Raw genomic sequence first — 16,564 nt, 5'->3', positions numbered from 1 at the left:
AAGTGAGACTCGAGTCCCCGTCGAACTAACGCAAAGGGATGAAGAGGGCCTCGGCTCTCTTTTCCTTTGTCACAGGAGGAATAACGATGGAACAATTGACGATTCAAACATTGGCAAGCTGGTTCGGCATCAAGTCGGACGACGTGCGTGAAGTACGGAACGTCGCGACGGATTCACGAGACGATAATCAAGACGGGCTGTTCGTCCCGATCATCGGGGCACGCGTCGACGGACATGATTACATTGATAAGGCGATCGAGCAAGGTGCCATCGTCACGTTTTGGGAAGAAGGACGCAAACAGCCGGAAGGCATCGTGACGATTCCGGTCCCGTCTCCGCTCAAGGCGCTCCAAGAAGCGGCAGCCCGCTATTTGGCAGAGATCGATCCGCTCGTCGTCGCCATCACCGGTTCGAACGGGAAGACGTCGACGAAAGATATGGTCGCGGTCGTGCTCGAAGAGAAGTTCAAGACGCACAAGACGGCCGGCAATTTCAACTCGGACGTCGGCTTGCCGCTCACGGTGCTCCGTATGCCGCGTGACACCGAGGTGGCCGTGCTCGAGATGGGCATGAACGGCTTCGGGCAAATCGAACTGTTGTCCAACATCGCCAAGCCGGACGTCGCGTTCGTCACAAACATCGGTGAATCGCACGGCGAACAAGTCGGAGGACGCCAAGGCATCGCCAAGGCGAAACTCGAGATTAAAGCCGGGCTGAAACCGGACGGCGTGTTGATCGTCGATGCGGACGAACCGCTCCTTGCCGGAGAAGGTTTCCGGGTCGGGTATGATGCGGATGCGGACGGGAACATCGAGGTCGTCGAGACGACGTTCGATGCGTCCATCTTCCGCTACGACGGTGAGTTGTTCGAGCTGAAAGTGCTCGGGGCCCATCAAATTCGGAACGCCGCGTACGCGATTGCGTGTGGCCGTCAGTTCGGACTCGACCATGCCATGATCCAACGCGGGCTCGACCGCGTCAAACTGACGACGATGCGGATGGAAAAGCAAATGTTCGGTGACGCCCATTTGATCAACGACGCCTACAACGCGAGTCCGACCTCGATGATCGCTGCCATCGAGACCGTGAAATCGCTCGAAGGATTCAGCCGTCGAGTGCTCGTGCTCGGAGATATGTACGAACTTGGCGCCGATGAGTTCGAGCAACACGTTCAAGTCGGGCGCGTCATCACGGCCCCGGTCACGGACTGCATCTTGATTGGGGACAAAGCGAAATGGATTCAAGAAGGGATGACGGATGACCGCGTCAACGTGACTTGCGTCGCCACGGTCGAGGAGGCGAAACCGCTCCTTGGCAGTTATCAACGACCACAGACTGTGATATTGTTAAAAGCATCGCGAGGACTGGCGCTCGAGCGTCTAGTTCAATAATAAAGAGTAGTGAGGTACGAACATGTTAATCAGTTTAATCGTCTTAATCAGTTCATTATTGACCGTATTGGTCGTTATGCCGCGGGCCATTCCCGCGTTGCGTCAATTAAAGTTCGGTCAAGAAATCCGCGATGAAGGTCCGGATTGGCATCAAAAGAAATCTGGGACACCGACAATGGGCGGCATCATCATCTTGCTCGCACTCGTCGTCGGCTTCATCGTCTCGCTCATTTTCGGCGATGCGGTAGCGGGCTTCGGGACGCTCTTGTTCGTCACGCTGGCGTTCGGGGTGATTGGTTTCCTCGACGACTACATTAAAGTCGTGAATAAACGAAACCTCGGTCTCACATCGCTTCAAAAATTGATTGGACAAATTGTCGTCTCGGTGTTGTTCGTGTGGTTCCTTTCACTCGGTGCCGGCTTGGACACGACGATTCAAATCCCGTTCACTTCGATCGCGTTTGATACGGGTTGGTTGTACGTCGCCATCGTCATTTTCTGGCTCGTCGGTTTTTCGAACGCTGTCAACTTGACGGACGGCCTCGACGGCCTCGTGTCGTTCTCGGCCATCCCGACGTTCGCATTCTTCGGTATTTATGCGCTCGGACAAGACGAGGCCGGTGTCGCCTGGTTCGCTTTCAGTGCGGTCGGGGCGCTTCTTGGATTCCTCGTCTTCAACAAGTACCCGGCGAAAATCTTCATGGGTGACACGGGATCGCTCGCCCTTGGCGGCGCGGTCGCGGGACTTGCGCTCATGCTGAAGCTCGAGCTGTTGCTCGTCTTCGTCGGTATCATCTTCGTCATCGAGACGCTCAGTGTCATCTTGCAAGTGCTCTCGTTCAAAACGAGAGGGAAGCGTATCTTCAAGATGAGTCCGATTCACCACCACTTCGAGATGGTCGGTTGGTCAGAATGGCGCATCGTCTTGACGTTCGGTGGAATCAGCTTGATCACGGCAGTCTTGTCGTTACTACTCATGTAATGGATGGTGGAACAGATGCAAAAGCAGTGGAAAGGTAAACGCGTCCTCGTCCTCGGCGCTGCCCGCAGCGGGCTCGCCGCAGCCGCCTATTTGACGGGTGTGGAAGCGGTCGTGACAATCAATACCGGTTCAGAACCGTCAGCTGATGAACGGACGAAAATCGAGCAGTTAGGAATCAAATCGGTATTTGGCTCCCATCCGCTCGACTTGTTGGAAGACACGGACGTCATCGTCAAAAATCCAGGGATCCCGTACCACATCCCGTTGCTTCAAGCAGCGATGGAACGAGGTATCCCCATCTATACGGAAGTCGAGCTCGCCTATTTGGCGACGGACGCGGCGTTTGTCGGAATCACCGGTTCAAACGGGAAAACGACGACGACGACGCTCGTCCACGAACTGTTAAAAGGCGGAAACCGTCCGGTACACGTGGCCGGAAACATCGGCTTCCCGGCAATCGAAGTCGCGTCAAAAGCGAAATCGGACGACATCATCGTCATCGAGCTGTCGAGTTTTCAATTGATGGGTGTCGAGGCGTTTCATCCGAAAGCGGCGGCGCTTCTCAATTTGTCAGAAGCCCATCTCGATTATCACGGAGACTTTGAATCGTATGCCAATGCAAAAGGGAACTTGTTCCGTAACATGACCGACGCTGACCGGGTCGTCGTGAAACGCGCCGATGCGGAAGTGATGAAACGGGTGCCGGAACAGTTGACGGCGCAAACGTTCGGCTATGAGGTTGGAGATGCATCCGTTGAAGACGGCTGGATCACCGTTCACGGCGACAAGGTCATCCAAGTGTCGGAACTGGCGCTCGGTGGTGCCCATAACGTCGAAAACGTTTTGGCGGCGCTACTCCTCATTGAACCGTTCGACATTCCGCGTTCACATATCGAACGTGTGTTGCGGACGTTCGGCGGTGTCGCGCACCGGACTGAGAACGTGGGTCGCATCCTCGGCCGCAGCGTCTACAACGATTCGAAAGCGACGAATAACGTGGCGACCGAAGCGGCGCTCGCTGGATTCGAATCACCGATTGTCTGGGTGTGCGGTGGGCTCGAGCGAGGTGCGGACTTGTCGTCACTCATCCCGGCGATGTCACGCGTCAAAGCGGTCGTCGCCTATGGTGAGACGGCGGAACGGTTCAAAACACTCGGCGCCTCGCAAGGTGTCCCGGCGTTTGCTGTCGGCACGCTCGAAGAGGCAGTCCCGCTCGCGTTTGAACAATCGGCAGAAGATGATGTGCTCTTACTGTCACCTGCATGTGCCAGTTGGGATCAATATAAGACGTTCGAGGAGCGAGGCGAGCATTTCGTCGACCTCGTCCGCAAATACGAGGAGGCGAACCGATGAAAGTCATCATTTCGGGCGGGGGAACGGGAGGACACATCTACCCGGCCCTCGCTTTACTAGACACGTTGAAAGAACGCTATCCTGACTTACAAGTGCTCTATATCGGCACGGAGAACGGTCTAGAGGCCGACCTCGTTCCTCGCGCTGGAATTCCGTTCAAATCGATTCGAATCGCCGGTTTGAAACGGTCGCTATCGCTTGAGAACGTCAAGACGGGCTATTGGTTCTTGAAGTCTGTCCGGGAGCTCCGAAAAGAGATGAAGGCGTTCCTTCCGGACGTCGTCATCGGCACGGGCGGCTTTGTCTCCGGACCGGTCGTCTTTACAGCGCAACAACTCGGTATCCCGACCATCCTGCACGAACAAAACAGCATCCCGGGATTGACGAACAAGTTCCTATCGAAAAAAGCGGATCGTGTCGCCCTATCGTTCGCGGGGTCAGAAGCTCATTTTCCGGGGGCGAACGTTCGCGTCATCGGGAACCCGCGTGGCAGTGAAGTATTGAAGACGGTCGTCGATGAGGCGAAAGTCCGGTCCGCCTATGGACTTGATGAGCGTCCGATTGTCGTCATTTATGGAGGCAGCCGCGGGGCAGAAGCAATCAACCGGGCGGTGCTCGAAGCCATCCCTGAGCTGGCCGAAGAGCCGGTGAACGTGCTCTACGTGACCGGGAACGTTCACTACGACACGGTCGTCGCGAAAGCCCCGACCGCAGACAACGTCCACGTGTTGCCGTACGTCTACGACATGCCGGAACTTCTCGCCTGTGCGACGCTCGTCGTCTCTCGGGCAGGAGCTTCGACAATCTCTGAGCTCACGGCACTTGGCTTACCGAGCATCTTGATTCCAAGCCCGTATGTGACCGCTGACCACCAGACGAAAAACGCGTCGGCGCTCGTCGAGAGCGGAGCGGCCACATTGATTCGGGAGACGGAGTTGTCCGGCGGCACGCTCGTCGAAGCGATTCGTCACGTCTTAGCCGAGCAGGAACAAATGGCTGCGGCATCGAAACGGTTAGGATTCCCGGAAGCAGCAGAAGCGCTCGCTGAACTCGTGGAAGAAGTAAGCCGCTAAAGGAGAGGGAACATGGAGACACGTCAGAACACCGTCCGTAGTTTAGAAGACCGTATCCCGTATATGAAAGACCAGCGACGTAAGAAGGCGAACCGTCGTCTGTCCGCCATCTTACTCTTGTTCGCCCTGCTCATTGCGCTCGTCGTCTATATGCAGACGTCGGTGTCTGACGTGAAGGCGGTGAACGTGTCCGGCCTCGATTGGTTGTCCGAGGCGTACGTATTAGAGAAAATCGAACTCGACACGAACTCGAAAATCGTCGAAGTCTCTCCGAAGCGATTAGAAGCGACGATCAAATCACTTCCCGGGGTGAAGGACGTCGATGTCGATCGGAGTTGGTACAACATCGTCTCGATCGATCTCGAGGAAGAGAAGATGATTGCCTATTCACGGACGGACGAGGAAGAAGTCGTCGTTCTCGCCGACGGGTCGCTCCACCCGACCGGTCAAATCGATGATCCGGAAAAACTGAAGGACGGACCGCTGTTGCGTGAATTCACCGATGTCGCCGACCTTGAGAAAGTGGCCGGGGAACTCGAACAAGTCGACGATGCGATGCGGGCTCGTATGTCGGAAATCGTCTTCTCGAAACGAGACGGCGAGCCGACGCGTTATGAGATATTTATGAACGATGGCAACACGCTCGTGACACCGACGTTTAAACTCGGCCAAACGGTGTCGAAATACGGTGAAATCTTTGAAAACATCCCGAAAGGACAGCGGGGAACCGTCGTCATGGATGGAGGTTATTATTTCGTCCCGTATGAAAAACCGAAAGAATAATCTGATTTTTTACAGCCCTAATACACGATAGGGCTGTTTTTTTATCGTTTGTAATCGAATTGACACCCCAAAACCGCTTAATTTGTAGGATTCTACCTTTTCTCACTATCTTATTTGTTGTAAACTTAGACGTGAGATATCTTGCCGGACCTAACAATATTTTTGGATATCTGTAATATTGTAACGGAATGTTGGAACAGAAATTTTAGCGCGGAGGTGTTTCCCTGTTGGAAGCGAATGGTTATGTAGCCGCATTAGATATAGGAACGTCAGAAATTAAGCTCGTCGTGGGTGAACTACTCGGGGGAACGCTTAACATTTTGGCGGAGGGATGTGCCCCGTCTGCAGGAGTAAAACGTGGCGCCGTCGTCGACATCGATAAGACGGTTCAAGCAATCAAACAAGCCGTCGAACATGCCGAAGCGGCACTCGGTGACCAAATTCGGTCGGTATACGTTGCCATTGAAGGGGAACATATCCAAATCGCCCCGTGTCACGGAATCGCATCGGTCAAGCGTGAAGACCAAGAGATCACGGATGCCGATGTGATCGAAGTCATCAACTCGGCGCAAGTGATGCGTCTCCCGGATGAGATGAGCGTCATCGATGTCATCCCGTCCTCGTTCACGGTCGACCAGCAGACAGGTGTCGTCGATCCACGCGGCATGCTCGGTTATCGTTTAGAGATGCACGGGAAGATGGTGACGGGCTCGAAGACGATCTTACATAGCATCCGTCGTTCGATTGAACGTGCGGGACTGAAGCTCGACGGCTTCGTGCTCGGTAACTTGGCGCTCGGCATGAGTGCCGCTTCTGTCGATGAGATCGACCTTGGCATCGGCTTGATCGATATCGGTCATGAGAAAACGACCGTCTCCGTGTTCTATCGCGGTGACCTCGTTTACTCATACATCCTCCCTGTTGGTGGCGACCATATGACACGTGACTTGGTGTACAAGCTCAATTGTAAATACCAAGATGCGAAAGTCGCGAAGGAAGAGTACGGGCTCGCCTTAGAAGAAATGGCTGATGCGACCGAAGGCTTCTCGTTCACGAACATTAACGGCGAAGTCGCTTACGAGCCGCAAGCAGAAATTAGTTACGTTTTAGAGGCGAGAATAGAGGAAATGTTTACATTGGTGTTGAATAGAGTGCAAAAGGTAGGCGTCCCGACGCTCAGTGGAGGTTATCTCCTTTGTGGCGGAGCCGCTGCCTTGCCTGGCATCCAAGAACTTGCGACGCGAGTCATGGGTCAGAAGACGAGACTTTACCAACCGTCCTCGATTGGTGTCAGACACCCGAAATACGCGTCTGCCGTCGGCGTCCTCAAGTATGTGCTTATGAGCGACCATCATGTCTCGAAGCAAAACTTGGAGAAGCCGGAGGAGCGTGAGGTCGTTCCGACACCAGATCACACGAATCGTCATCATGATTCTGATGTGGAACCGGAAGCGACAGATCGCGAATCTAAAAATGGATTCGGTCGATTAATGGAAAAACTATTTGGCGTGTAAGCTGATGCTATTAACAATCGGAAATTACGTAGGGGGATACCTGAATGATGTACTTTGATGAGGCGATTGACGCCGTAGCAAAAATTAAAGTAATTGGAGTCGGTGGCGGTGGTTCAAACGCTGTCAACCGCATGATTGAACACGGAGTACAAGGGGTCGAGTTCATCGCAGTCAACACGGACGCTCAAGCGCTCAACATGTCGAAAGCGGACGTGAAACTCCAACTCGGCGCAAAATTGACGCGCGGACTCGGAGCCGGCGCCAACCCGGACATCGGGAAAAAAGCAGCTGAAGAGAGCCGCGAGCAGTTGATCGAAGCGCTCGACGGAGCGGACATGGTGTTCGTCACAGCCGGTATGGGCGGCGGAACAGGTACAGGGGCAGCCCCGGTCATCGCTGAGATTTCTAAAGAAATCGGAGCGCTCACGGTCGGAGTCGTCACGAAACCGTTCATGTTCGAAGGACGTAAACGGATGCAACACGCACAACACGGGATTCAAGCGTTCAAAGAAAAAGTTGACACGCTTATCGTCATCCCGAACGACAAGTTGCTTGAAATCGTCGAGCGCAACACGCCAATGATCGAGGCGTTCCGTGAGGCGGACAACGTCTTGCGTCAAGGTGTCCAAGGGATCACGGACTTGATTGCCATCCCAGGATTAATCAACCTTGACTTCGCGGACGTGAAGACGATCATGACGGAAAAAGGATCGGCGCTCATGGGTGTCGGTGTCGCCACAGGCGAAAACCGCGCCATCGAAGCAGCGAAAAAAGCGATTTCATCACCACTTCTCGAGTCTTCAATCGAAGGCGCCAAAGGTGTCTTGATGAACATCACGGGCGGACTCAGCCTCAGCCTTTATGAGGTCACGGAAGCAGCTCAAATCGTTCAAAGTGCCGCTGATGAAGAAGTGAACTTGATTTTCGGTTCGGTCATCAACGAAAACTTGAACGATGAAATCATCGTGACCGTCATCGCAACTGAATTTGCAGAAGATGTGCAAGGTGCGAACCCATTCCTTCAACAGCCGAAGAAACAACCTGAGGCGGAAGCGAAGACAGAGGCGCAACCGAAAGCAACCGAATCTGCACCACAAGATGAAGGGAACTTCCATAGACCGGTCTATGGCGGTGACGTCCCAGACGAGACGATCAACATCCCAGCGTTCGTAAGACAACGCCGTAACTAAAAAATAGGGGGTGCCGGTTCTCGGCACTCCTTTTTTGTAAAAAAGGAGAACGTCATGCGACTGATTCATACATGGGAAACGGAAACGGAACGATACTCGGCTTACGTGACGACCCGGACCGACTGGCACAACGAAGGAAACGTCGGTCTGCACGTCGGGGACGAGCAATCGGCTGTCGTCGATAATCGAAACCGCTTTTTCACCGAGTCCGGCTTGAACTTGGCCGACTCGGTTTGGGCGGACCAAGTCCACGGGAAACGGGTCGCCCTTGTCGATGAGTCGGACCGCGGAAAAGGTGCGTTCGACTACGCTGAAGCGATTCAAGCGACGGACGGATTGGTCACGAGAGCCGAGAACGTCCCGCTCGCCCTCGTCTTTGCCGACTGTGTGCCACTCTTTTTCTGTGCGAAAGCACACGGGGTCGTTGGAGTGGCCCACGCCGGGTGGAAAGGGACGGTCGGCAACATCGTCGGCGCGATGGCGGACGCATTCGCTGAACTTGGAGTGCCGGAAGAAGACATCGACATGTTCGTCGGACCGGCCATCACGTCCGAGCATTACGAAGTCGATCGCCGTGTCCTCGATGCGGTGAAACATGTATCAGAGGCAGCGTATGCGGGCGCGGTCATGAATGAACGAGAGGACGGCCACGCCGAACTGTCGCTCCAACATGTGAACGAGACGCTCGCCACAGAACGAAATATGGACGTCACGCAATCGAACTTATCGACCGTCACCGATAGGACTTATTTCTCGTACCGTAACGGTGACGCGTCTCGTCGATTTGCCGCCGTCCTTGTCAAGGAGAAGAAATCGTGAGTATAGCCAACAATGTCAAACGAGTAAGACAGACGATCGCCGAACATGAAGCCGGACAGAAAGTGACGTTGATTGCCGTCACGAAATCGGTAGGGTCGGACGTGGCGAACGCGCTCTATGAGGAGGGCGTTCGCGACTTCGGAGAGAATCGTCCGGAAGGGCTGCTCGATAAAGTCGAGGCGTTGCCCGAAGATGCCCGTGTCCATTTTATCGGGAGTTTGCAAACACGAAAAGTACGCCAAATCATCGGGCGCGTCGCAGCGATCCATTCGCTCGACCGTCTTTCCCTCGCCGAAGAGATCAACAAGCGAGCTGATCGTGTCATCGATTGCTTCGTACAAGTGAACGTTTCTGGGGAAGACTCAAAACATGGGCTTGAAAAAGAGGAAGTCCTTCCGTTCATCGAGAACTGTAAACAGTATCCGCACATACGGATCATCGGTCTCATGACGATGGCACCATTCACAGAAGATGAGGCGGTCATCCGTGACACGTTCCGCGAACTTCGGACGTTACGTGACGATATGGCCGCCCGAGCGTTCGAACATGCCCCGTGCACAGAGTTATCGATGGGGATGTCAAATGACTATAAAATCGCCCTCGAAGAAGGCGCATCGTTTGTTCGTATTGGAACCATACTTGTGCAATAATATATCTTAAGGAGGAATCCGTTATGTCGATCAAAAACAAGATGAAAGATTTCTTCGGTCTCGAAGAAGAACCGAATGCGTATGAAGGAGAAGAGTACGTTGTCGCTGAAACGAAGCAACAACCGGTGACAGAGCAAATCGTCAAATCGGAGGAACGTCCGAAAACAGCGAACAACCTTGTCGCTTTCAACTCGAAGAAAAAAGAACGCTCGAAAGTCGTGCTCGCCGAACCGCGGGTATTCGCCGAGGCACAGGACATTAGCGATCAGCTAAAAGAAAATCGTGCGGTCATCGTCAACCTTCAACGTATGTCGAAAGAACAATCTCGCCAAGTCGTGAACTTCTTATCGGGTGTCGTCTATGCACTCGAAGGAACGATGACGTCGATTGGACATAACACGATTCTATGTACTCCGAACAATATCGAATTGACGGGGTCGATCTCGAATTTGATTTCGGAGGACGAACTCAATAGTAAAGGATGGTAAGTGAATGAATAACGTAGTAGAAGCTTTAGGAAATACGATTGTCACGCTTCTTGGCTATTATAGTTGGGTCTTGATCGCCTACATTTTACTGTCATGGTTCCCGAACGCACGCGAATCGAAGTTTGGACAAATTTTGTCGTATCTTTGTGAACCGTTTTTAAATCCGTTTCGTCGGATTATCCCTCCAATCGGCGGGATGCTCGATATCTCCCCAATCGTCGCCTTGTTCGTACTTCGAATGGCACAAGCGGGAGTGCGAGCGATTTTCGGTCTGTAAATGAGCGTCTTCGATCATTATCGGCCGAGCGAGCGAGCCTTTATCGAGCAAGTGCTCGATTGGGTGCAGCAAGTCGAGGACAACTACTTGTTCAAACTGACAGATTTTTTAGACCCGCGTGAACAACAGATCGTCAAACAAATCGTCGGGAACCGCTTGGCGAGTTATGAGGACGGTGGTTTTGAAGGTGCGGAACGGAAACGACTCATTCTCGCACCCGATTACTATGAACTGGATCCGCTTGATTTTGAAATCGCGATTCGTCAAATCGATTATCCGACCAAATTTGTCGACTTGACCCATCGTCAAGTGACGGGCACGCTTCTCAATGCTGGCTTAAAACGGCAAAAGTTTGGAGATGTCGTGTTACATGACGGTGTCGCCCAATTCGCGACGACGCGTGACGCGGCCGGTTTCATCGAGATGAACGTCGATCGTGTCGGGAAGGCACGAATCCGGATTTCCGACGTTGCGCCCGAAGCGAAGCTCGTCGTCCCAGAGACGAAGTGGAGCGATGAATTCGGCATCGTCTCGTCTCTTCGGTTCGACACAGTCGTAAGTGAAGTGCTCGGACTCTCGCGTCAAAAAGCACAAGCGCTCGTCAAACACGGTGAATGTAAAGTGAATCATAAGCCGATTGACGATGCGAGCTTTATCCTCGAGCCGGACGATTTAGTTTCGATTCGTGGGTATGGTCGGGTGAAGCTGATGGCGATTCTCGGCTCGACGAAACGGGAGAAAATAAAAATCCAGTATGGCATCATACGTTGAATTTAGGAGGAAAGTCGAATGGCGTTGACACCGATTGATATTCATAACAAAGAGTTCTCGACTCGTTTTCGCGGGTACGATATCGATGAGGTCAATGAATTTCTAGATCAAATCATCAAAGAGTTCGAACTATTGATTCGTGAGAACAGAAGGTACGAAGAACTCGTCAACGATATGCAAGCTCGCATTGACTACTTCTCCTCGATGGAAGATACGTTAAACAAATCGATCATCGTCGCTCAAGAGGCGGCCGAAGAAGTGAAGACGAACGCAGCCAAAGAAGCGAGTCTCATCTTGAAGCAGGCGGAGCGTGAAGCGCTCGCCCGTGAAGAAGAGGCGGCGCGCAAAGAGCAACTTGCCGAGCGAGAAGTCGTCCAAATGCTGAAGAAGGTCGAGCTGTACCGGACACGTTTCCGTGTGCTCGTCGATGCGCAGATGGAGCTGTTGAACAGCACGGAATGGGACACGATCGTCGGCGAACCACCGGTCCAAACGGTTCTTGACGATACGACCGAACTTCCGTATAATGACGACGAAGTCATACCAAACAAACATCACGGATAATACACAATACGTCGATTAGGACACGTCGATAAAGTCATACCTACGAAGCGACTTAGGGAAGGTGCAAGCCTAAGAGAAAGACTTTATTCGGTATCCCCTATGAGTGTCGTGCTGAACGCAGTAAGCACGACCGCCTGACCTCGTTATCGGTCTCCAAGAGCGGTCTCAAACGTTGTTTGAGATTAGTAGGGTGGTACCGCGAGTCGACGAACTCGTCCCTATTTAGGGGCGGGTTTTTTTGTTGTCAAAAAACTGAAGGAGGAGTTTCAATGAACTACAAAGACACACTATTGATGCCTGAAACAGATTTCGCCATGCGCGGAAACTTACCGAAACGCGAACCTCAAATGCAGGAAGCATGGGAACAGATGGACCTTTATACGCGCGTCCAAGAAAAGAATGCCGGGAAGCCCCAGTACATCTTGCATGACGGTCCTCCGTATGCGAACGGCGATATCCATATGGGCCACGCGCTCAACAAAGTGTTGAAAGATATCATCGTCCGCTTCAAGTCATTGAACGGATATCAGTCCCCGATGATCCCAGGTTGGGACACACACGGTCTCCCAATCGAGAACGCGCTCCAAAAAGCAGGCGTCAACCGTAAAGAAATGACGGTCGCCGAGTTCCGTGAGAAATGTGCGGCTTATGCGATGGAGCAAGTGAACTCGCAACGCGAGCAGTTCAAACGCCTCGGTCTGTTGGCTGATTTCGATAACCCGTACATCACGCTCCTTCCGGAATACGAAGCGGCCCAAATCCGCTTATTCGGGACGATGGCTGAAAAAGGCTACATCTATAAAGGTAAGAAACCGGTCTATTGGTCACCGTCTTCTGAATCAGCACTCGCTGAAGCGGAAATCGAGTACTACGACAAGAAATCACCGGCGATTTACGTGGCGTTCCAAGTCGTCGACGGGAAAGGCGTGCTTGAGTCGACTGACCACTTCGTCATCTGGACGACGACGCCTTGGACGATCCCTGCTAACCTTGGGATCGCCGTCAGTGATGAACTGACGTACACGCGTATCGAGCATGACGGCAAAGGGTACATTGTCGCCGACAGCCTCGTCGAAGAAGTGACGACAGCGCTCGGCTGGACGGACGTCACGGTGAGCGGGTCATGGAACGGCCGTGAGTTCGAACATATGACGGCGCAACACCCACTTTACGACCGGACATCGCTCGTCATGATCGGCGACCACGTCACGGCAGACGCGACGGGTCTCGTTCATACGGCACCAGGTCACGGGGAAGACGATTACCGCGTCGGACAAGCATACGGACTCGACGTCTTATGCCCGGTCGACGACCGTGGTTATATGACGGACGAAGCACCTGGATTTGAAGGTCTCTTCTATGAAGACGCCAACAAACAAATCGGCATGAAGCTTGAAGAGAACGGTTACCTCCTTAACTTGAAATTCATCAAGCACTCATACCCGCATGACTGGCGCACGAAAAAACCGGTCATCTTCCGTGCGACGCCGCAATGGTTCGCCTCAATCAAAGATTTCCGGGCCGATATGCTTCGTGAGATTGAAGAAGTGAACTGGGTACCAGAATGGGGTATGACACGTTTGTTCAACATGGTCCGTGACCGTGGGGACTGGGTCATCAGTCGTCAACGGGCATGGGGTGTGCCGATCCCAATCTTCTACGCTGAAGATGGGACCGAAATCATCACAAACGAGACGATCGACCACGTCGCCAACTTGTTCCATGAGCATGGCTCGAACGTCTGGTACGAGCGCGAAGCGAAAGACTTGTTGCCAGAAGGGTTCACACATCCGAACAGCCCGAACGGCGAGTTCCGTAAAGAACTCGACATCATGGACGTCTGGTTCGACTCAGGTTCGTCTCATGCGGGCGTGCTTGAACAGCGCGACAACTTGCGTCGTCCTGCTGACCTGTATTTGGAAGGCTCAGACCAATATCGCGGCTGGTTCAACTCGTCACTCTCGACGGCTGTCGCGACGACCGGCAAAGCGCCGTATCGCAACGTACTCAGCCATGGCTTCGTTCTCGACGGCGACGGCCGCAAAATGTCGAAGTCACTCGGTAACACGATCGCGCCGAACGACCTCGTCAAACAGTACGGAGCTGAAATCGTCCGTCTTTGGGTATCGTCGGTCGACTATCAATCGGACGTTCGTGCGTCTCACGACAACTTCAAGCAAGTGTCGGAAGTGTACCGGAAAATCCGAAACACGCTCCGTTTCTTGCTCGGTAACTTGAACGGGTTCGACCCGTCGATGCGTGTCGCGTTCGACGACATGCCGGAAGCCGACCGCTTCATGGCGACGAAATTGAAGCAGTTGCAGACGAAAGTCGTCAAAGCGTACGACACGTTCGACTTCATGGCCGTCTATCACTTGATTCATAACTTCTGTGTCAACGAGTTGTCGTCGTTCTACCTCGACTTCACGAAAGACATCCTCTATATCGAGCGTGAAGATGATGCGCGTCGTCGTGCCGTTCAGACGGTCATGTATGACACGGTCGTCACGCTCACGAAATTGATCGCGCCGATCCTTCCGCATACGGCCGACGAAGTGTGGCAAGAAGTACCGGCCCAATCGGTCGACAACGTCTTCTTGTCAGACATTGAAGAAGTCGCTCCGCTCACGGAAGAAGAGACGACGTTGCTCGCGAAGTGGTCGAAATTCCTTACGTTCCGCAACGACGTGTTGAAAGCGATTGAAATCGCCCGTGGCGAGAAGTTGATTGGGAAGCCGCTCGAGGCGAAGCTCGTCATCGCGCCGAAAGCAGAGACGAAACAGTTGCTCGATACAATCGACAACGTCCGTCAATTGCTCCAAGTGTCGCAACTCGACTATGCCGAGACTGCCGACGTGGACTATGCGACGGCACAAATCACTGTCGCGAAAGCAGATGGCGCCGCTTGTGCCCGCTGTTGGACATACTCGACGGAGCTTGGGCAAGACGCCGAGCATCCTGAGCTTTGCCCACGCTGTACAGAAGTCATCGCGTAAGCTGGACCGGAGTGGCGTCAGTCCACTCCGGTTTCTTATGACGTGAAAGGAGAATTTGATGAAACGCTATTACGGATTGGCCTTGTTTCTCATCTTGCTCGACCAAGTGACAAAGTGGATCGTCGTCCAGACGATGACGATCGGACAGTCGATCGAACTCATCCCCGGATGGTTATATTTGACGTCATACCGGAATAAGGGCGCGGCTTGGGGCATGCTCGAAGGACAAATGGTGTTCTTTTTCATCGTCACGGCGATCGTCGTCGTCGGATTGATTTACTTTCTGCATAAAGAAGTGAATGGATTCAATCTGCTCGGTTATAGCGTCGGGTTGTTGCTCGCCGGTGCGATCGGAAACTTTATCGACCGCCTGTTCCGAGGGGAAGTCGTCGATTTCGTCGACACATATCCGTTCGGTTACAATTTCCCGATCTTCAATGTCGCCGACATGGCACTCACGTTCGGGGTCATCTTTATGATCATCGGCGTCTTATTTGAAGAAAAACTAAACAAAGAAAGGGGACAAACATAATGGAAACATTCACATTTGTCGCCGAAGAAAAGGCACGTATTGATAAATGGATGAGTGAACGGAGCGACTGGTCCCGTTCACAAATCCAAGACTGGATCAAGGCAGGGGACCTTCTTGTCAACGGTCAAACGGTGAAACCGAACTACAAACTACAAGTCGGGGACGAAGTCGTCGTGACAGTCCCGGAAGCCGTCGAGCTCGAAGTGTTGCCAGAAGACATTCCGCTCGACATCGTCTATGAGGACGAGGATGTCATCGTCGTCAACAAAGCGCGCGGCATGGTCGTTCATCCGGCGGCAGGACATACGTCTGGGACGCTCGTCAACGCATTGCTTTTCCATTGTGACGACTTGTCAGGGATTAACGGCGTCAAGCGCCCGGGCATTGTCCACCGCATCGATAAGGACACGACAGGTTTGCTCATGGTCGCTAAAAACGATTTGGCCCATGAGTCGCTCGCGCGTCAGCTGAAAGACCGCACGATCAAGCGGGAGTATATCGCCCTCGTCCATGGCGAACTCGCCCATGAACTCGGATCGATCGAGGCGCCGATCGGGCGTGACACGAACGACCGCCAGCGCATGACGGTGACGGACCGAAACGCGAAAGAAGCGGTGACCCACTTCCGTCTGCTCGAGCGATATAAAGATTTCACCCTCGTCGAGTGCAAACTCGAGACTGGTCGGACGCACCAAATCCGTGTCCATATGCGCTACATCGGCCATCCGCTCGCCGGTGACCCGAAATACGGACCGCGTCGGACGATTCAATTGAACGGTCAAGCGCTCCATGCGGCGACGCTCGGCTTCCATCACCCGCGTACGGATGAGTGGCTCGAATTCGAGGCGAAACTTCCAGCCGACTTTGAGGCAGAGCTCGCAAAATTGGACAAAATCGAGAAAACGCGTTGACTTTCAACCGATTCCGATTTATAGTCTAGAAAGCATAACACCTTTAAACCCAGTCCAGAGAGGCTGTGAAAGGATCGTGGCCGAGGCCACTACACGTCGATTATTTGAGGCAGGAGTCTGCCCTCACATATGAAGACTTCCTTTCCAGTCGGATGAGGAAGTCTTCTTTTTTTATACCGTTCAGAGAGGAGGAACACGTGTGAAACACTCTACTATACTAGACGAGGCCGCCATCCGGCGAGCGTTGACACGAATCGCCCACGAGATCAT

General features: G+C 53.2%; 16 protein-coding genes and 1 pseudogene. All 17 read left to right on the top strand.

From position 1 onward, the window contains the following. The first annotated feature begins 86 nt into the window (after window positions 1-86). Entirely contained in the window at window positions 87-1,391 is a 1,305-nt protein-coding gene (gene murF, locus L971_RS14375; protein WP_047376448.1) for a UDP-N-acetylmuramoyl-tripeptide--D-alanyl-D-alanine ligase, read from the top strand. Between the two features lie 22 nt (window positions 1,392-1,413). Next, entirely contained in the window at window positions 1,414-2,373 is a 960-nt protein-coding gene (gene mraY / locus L971_RS14370; protein WP_024370025.1) for a phospho-N-acetylmuramoyl-pentapeptide-transferase, read from the top strand. Window positions 2,374-2,388: 15 nt separating this feature from the next. Continuing rightward, on the top strand, window positions 2,389-3,726 hold the full coding sequence (gene murD, locus L971_RS14365; RefSeq protein WP_047376446.1) for a UDP-N-acetylmuramoyl-L-alanine--D-glutamate ligase: 1,338 nt from the start codon (window positions 2,389-2,391) through the stop codon (window positions 3,724-3,726). Then, window positions 3,723-4,799, top strand: coding sequence for an undecaprenyldiphospho-muramoylpentapeptide beta-N-acetylglucosaminyltransferase (murG, locus tag L971_RS14360; RefSeq protein WP_047376444.1), 1,077 nt, complete (start codon window positions 3,723-3,725; stop codon window positions 4,797-4,799). The genes murD and murG overlap by 4 nt, the downstream gene beginning before the upstream one ends. Window positions 4,800-4,811: 12 nt before the next feature. Continuing rightward, on the top strand, window positions 4,812-5,582 hold the full coding sequence (locus L971_RS14355; protein WP_024370028.1) for a cell division protein FtsQ/DivIB: 771 nt from the start codon (window positions 4,812-4,814) through the stop codon (window positions 5,580-5,582). Window positions 5,583-5,809: 227 nt separating this feature from the next. Next, window positions 5,810-7,096 carry a cell division protein FtsA gene (ftsA, locus tag L971_RS14350; RefSeq protein WP_029335452.1) on the top strand — a complete coding sequence of 429 codons (1,287 nt, stop codon included), beginning with the start codon at window positions 5,810-5,812 and terminating at the stop codon, window positions 7,094-7,096. A gap of 44 nt (window positions 7,097-7,140) precedes the next feature. Then, on the top strand, window positions 7,141-8,286 hold the full coding sequence (gene ftsZ, locus L971_RS14345) for a cell division protein FtsZ (RefSeq protein WP_024370030.1): 1,146 nt from the start codon (window positions 7,141-7,143) through the stop codon (window positions 8,284-8,286). Window positions 8,287-8,340: 54 nt separating this feature from the next. Continuing rightward, window positions 8,341-9,105 (top strand): peptidoglycan editing factor PgeF, encoded by a 765-nt coding sequence (gene pgeF / locus L971_RS14340; RefSeq protein WP_024370031.1) that lies wholly within the window; start codon window positions 8,341-8,343, stop codon window positions 9,103-9,105. Continuing rightward, a complete protein-coding gene (locus L971_RS14335; RefSeq protein ID WP_024370032.1) occupies window positions 9,102-9,755 on the top strand; it encodes a YggS family pyridoxal phosphate-dependent enzyme in 654 nt (217 codons plus the stop codon). Before pgeF ends, L971_RS14335 begins: the two co-directional genes overlap by 4 nt. Window positions 9,756-9,778: 23 nt before the next feature. Beyond that, a complete protein-coding gene (locus tag L971_RS14330) occupies window positions 9,779-10,243 on the top strand; it encodes a cell division protein SepF (protein ID WP_024370033.1) in 465 nt (154 codons plus the stop codon). A 4-nt stretch (window positions 10,244-10,247) separates the two neighbouring features. Continuing rightward, the gene (locus L971_RS14325; protein WP_024370034.1) at window positions 10,248-10,520 is read left to right on the top strand and encodes a YggT family protein; all 273 of its coding nucleotides are present in this window, start codon (window positions 10,248-10,250) and stop codon (window positions 10,518-10,520) included. Further along, window positions 10,521-11,291: an RNA-binding protein gene (locus L971_RS14320; RefSeq protein ID WP_047376442.1), complete on the top strand. Its 771-nt coding sequence runs from the start codon at window positions 10,521-10,523 to the stop codon at window positions 11,289-11,291. Between the two features lie 18 nt (window positions 11,292-11,309). After that, on the top strand, window positions 11,310-11,855 hold the full coding sequence (locus L971_RS14315; protein WP_024370036.1) for a DivIVA domain-containing protein: 546 nt from the start codon (window positions 11,310-11,312) through the stop codon (window positions 11,853-11,855). A 269-nt stretch (window positions 11,856-12,124) separates the two neighbouring features. Further along, window positions 12,125-14,851, top strand: coding sequence for an isoleucine--tRNA ligase (gene ileS, locus L971_RS14310; RefSeq protein ID WP_024370037.1), 2,727 nt, complete (start codon window positions 12,125-12,127; stop codon window positions 14,849-14,851). 58 nt (window positions 14,852-14,909) lie between these two features. Next, on the top strand, window positions 14,910-15,383 hold the full coding sequence (lspA, locus tag L971_RS14305; protein WP_029335444.1) for a signal peptidase II: 474 nt from the start codon (window positions 14,910-14,912) through the stop codon (window positions 15,381-15,383). After that, the gene (locus L971_RS14300; protein ID WP_024370039.1) at window positions 15,383-16,294 is read left to right on the top strand and encodes an RluA family pseudouridine synthase; all 912 of its coding nucleotides are present in this window, start codon (window positions 15,383-15,385) and stop codon (window positions 16,292-16,294) included. Before lspA ends, L971_RS14300 begins: the two co-directional genes overlap by 1 nt. Window positions 16,295-16,493: 199 nt before the next feature. Then, window positions 16,494-16,564: pseudogene (locus L971_RS15240) on the top strand (bifunctional pyr operon transcriptional regulator/uracil phosphoribosyltransferase); the annotation flags it as partial.

The organism is Exiguobacterium sp. ZOR0005, assembly GCF_000798975.1.
Classification (GTDB): Bacteria; Bacillota; Bacilli; order Exiguobacteriales; family Exiguobacteriaceae; genus Exiguobacterium; species Exiguobacterium aurantiacum.
The sequence above is the reverse complement of the archived record's forward strand: the minus strand, read 5'-3'. Positions and strand labels throughout refer to the sequence as shown.

Excerpts from the sequence above, each read along its gene's own strand:
- murF (WP_047376448.1), top strand. The coding sequence starts at position 87 with ATGGAACAATTGACGATTCAAACATTGGCAAGCTGGTTCGGCATCAAG.
- mraY (WP_024370025.1), top strand. The coding sequence starts at position 1,414 with ATGTTAATCAGTTTAATCGTCTTAATCAGTTCATTATTGACCGTATTG.
- murD (WP_047376446.1), top strand. The coding sequence starts at position 2,389 with ATGCAAAAGCAGTGGAAAGGTAAACGCGTCCTCGTCCTCGGCGCTGCC.
- murG (WP_047376444.1), top strand. The coding sequence starts at position 3,723 with ATGAAAGTCATCATTTCGGGCGGGGGAACGGGAGGACACATCTACCCG.
- L971_RS14355 (WP_024370028.1), top strand. The coding sequence starts at position 4,812 with ATGGAGACACGTCAGAACACCGTCCGTAGTTTAGAAGACCGTATCCCG.
- ftsZ (WP_024370030.1), top strand. The coding sequence starts at position 7,141 with ATGATGTACTTTGATGAGGCGATTGACGCCGTAGCAAAAATTAAAGTA.
- pgeF (WP_024370031.1), top strand. The coding sequence starts at position 8,341 with ATGCGACTGATTCATACATGGGAAACGGAAACGGAACGATACTCGGCT.
- L971_RS14330 (WP_024370033.1), top strand. The coding sequence starts at position 9,779 with ATGTCGATCAAAAACAAGATGAAAGATTTCTTCGGTCTCGAAGAAGAA.
- L971_RS14325 (WP_024370034.1), top strand. The coding sequence starts at position 10,248 with ATGAATAACGTAGTAGAAGCTTTAGGAAATACGATTGTCACGCTTCTT.
- L971_RS14320 (WP_047376442.1), top strand. The coding sequence starts at position 10,521 with ATGAGCGTCTTCGATCATTATCGGCCGAGCGAGCGAGCCTTTATCGAG.
- L971_RS14315 (WP_024370036.1), top strand. The coding sequence starts at position 11,310 with ATGGCGTTGACACCGATTGATATTCATAACAAAGAGTTCTCGACTCGT.
- ileS (WP_024370037.1), top strand. The coding sequence starts at position 12,125 with ATGAACTACAAAGACACACTATTGATGCCTGAAACAGATTTCGCCATG.
- lspA (WP_029335444.1), top strand. The coding sequence starts at position 14,910 with ATGAAACGCTATTACGGATTGGCCTTGTTTCTCATCTTGCTCGACCAA.
- L971_RS14300 (WP_024370039.1), top strand. The coding sequence starts at position 15,383 with ATGGAAACATTCACATTTGTCGCCGAAGAAAAGGCACGTATTGATAAA.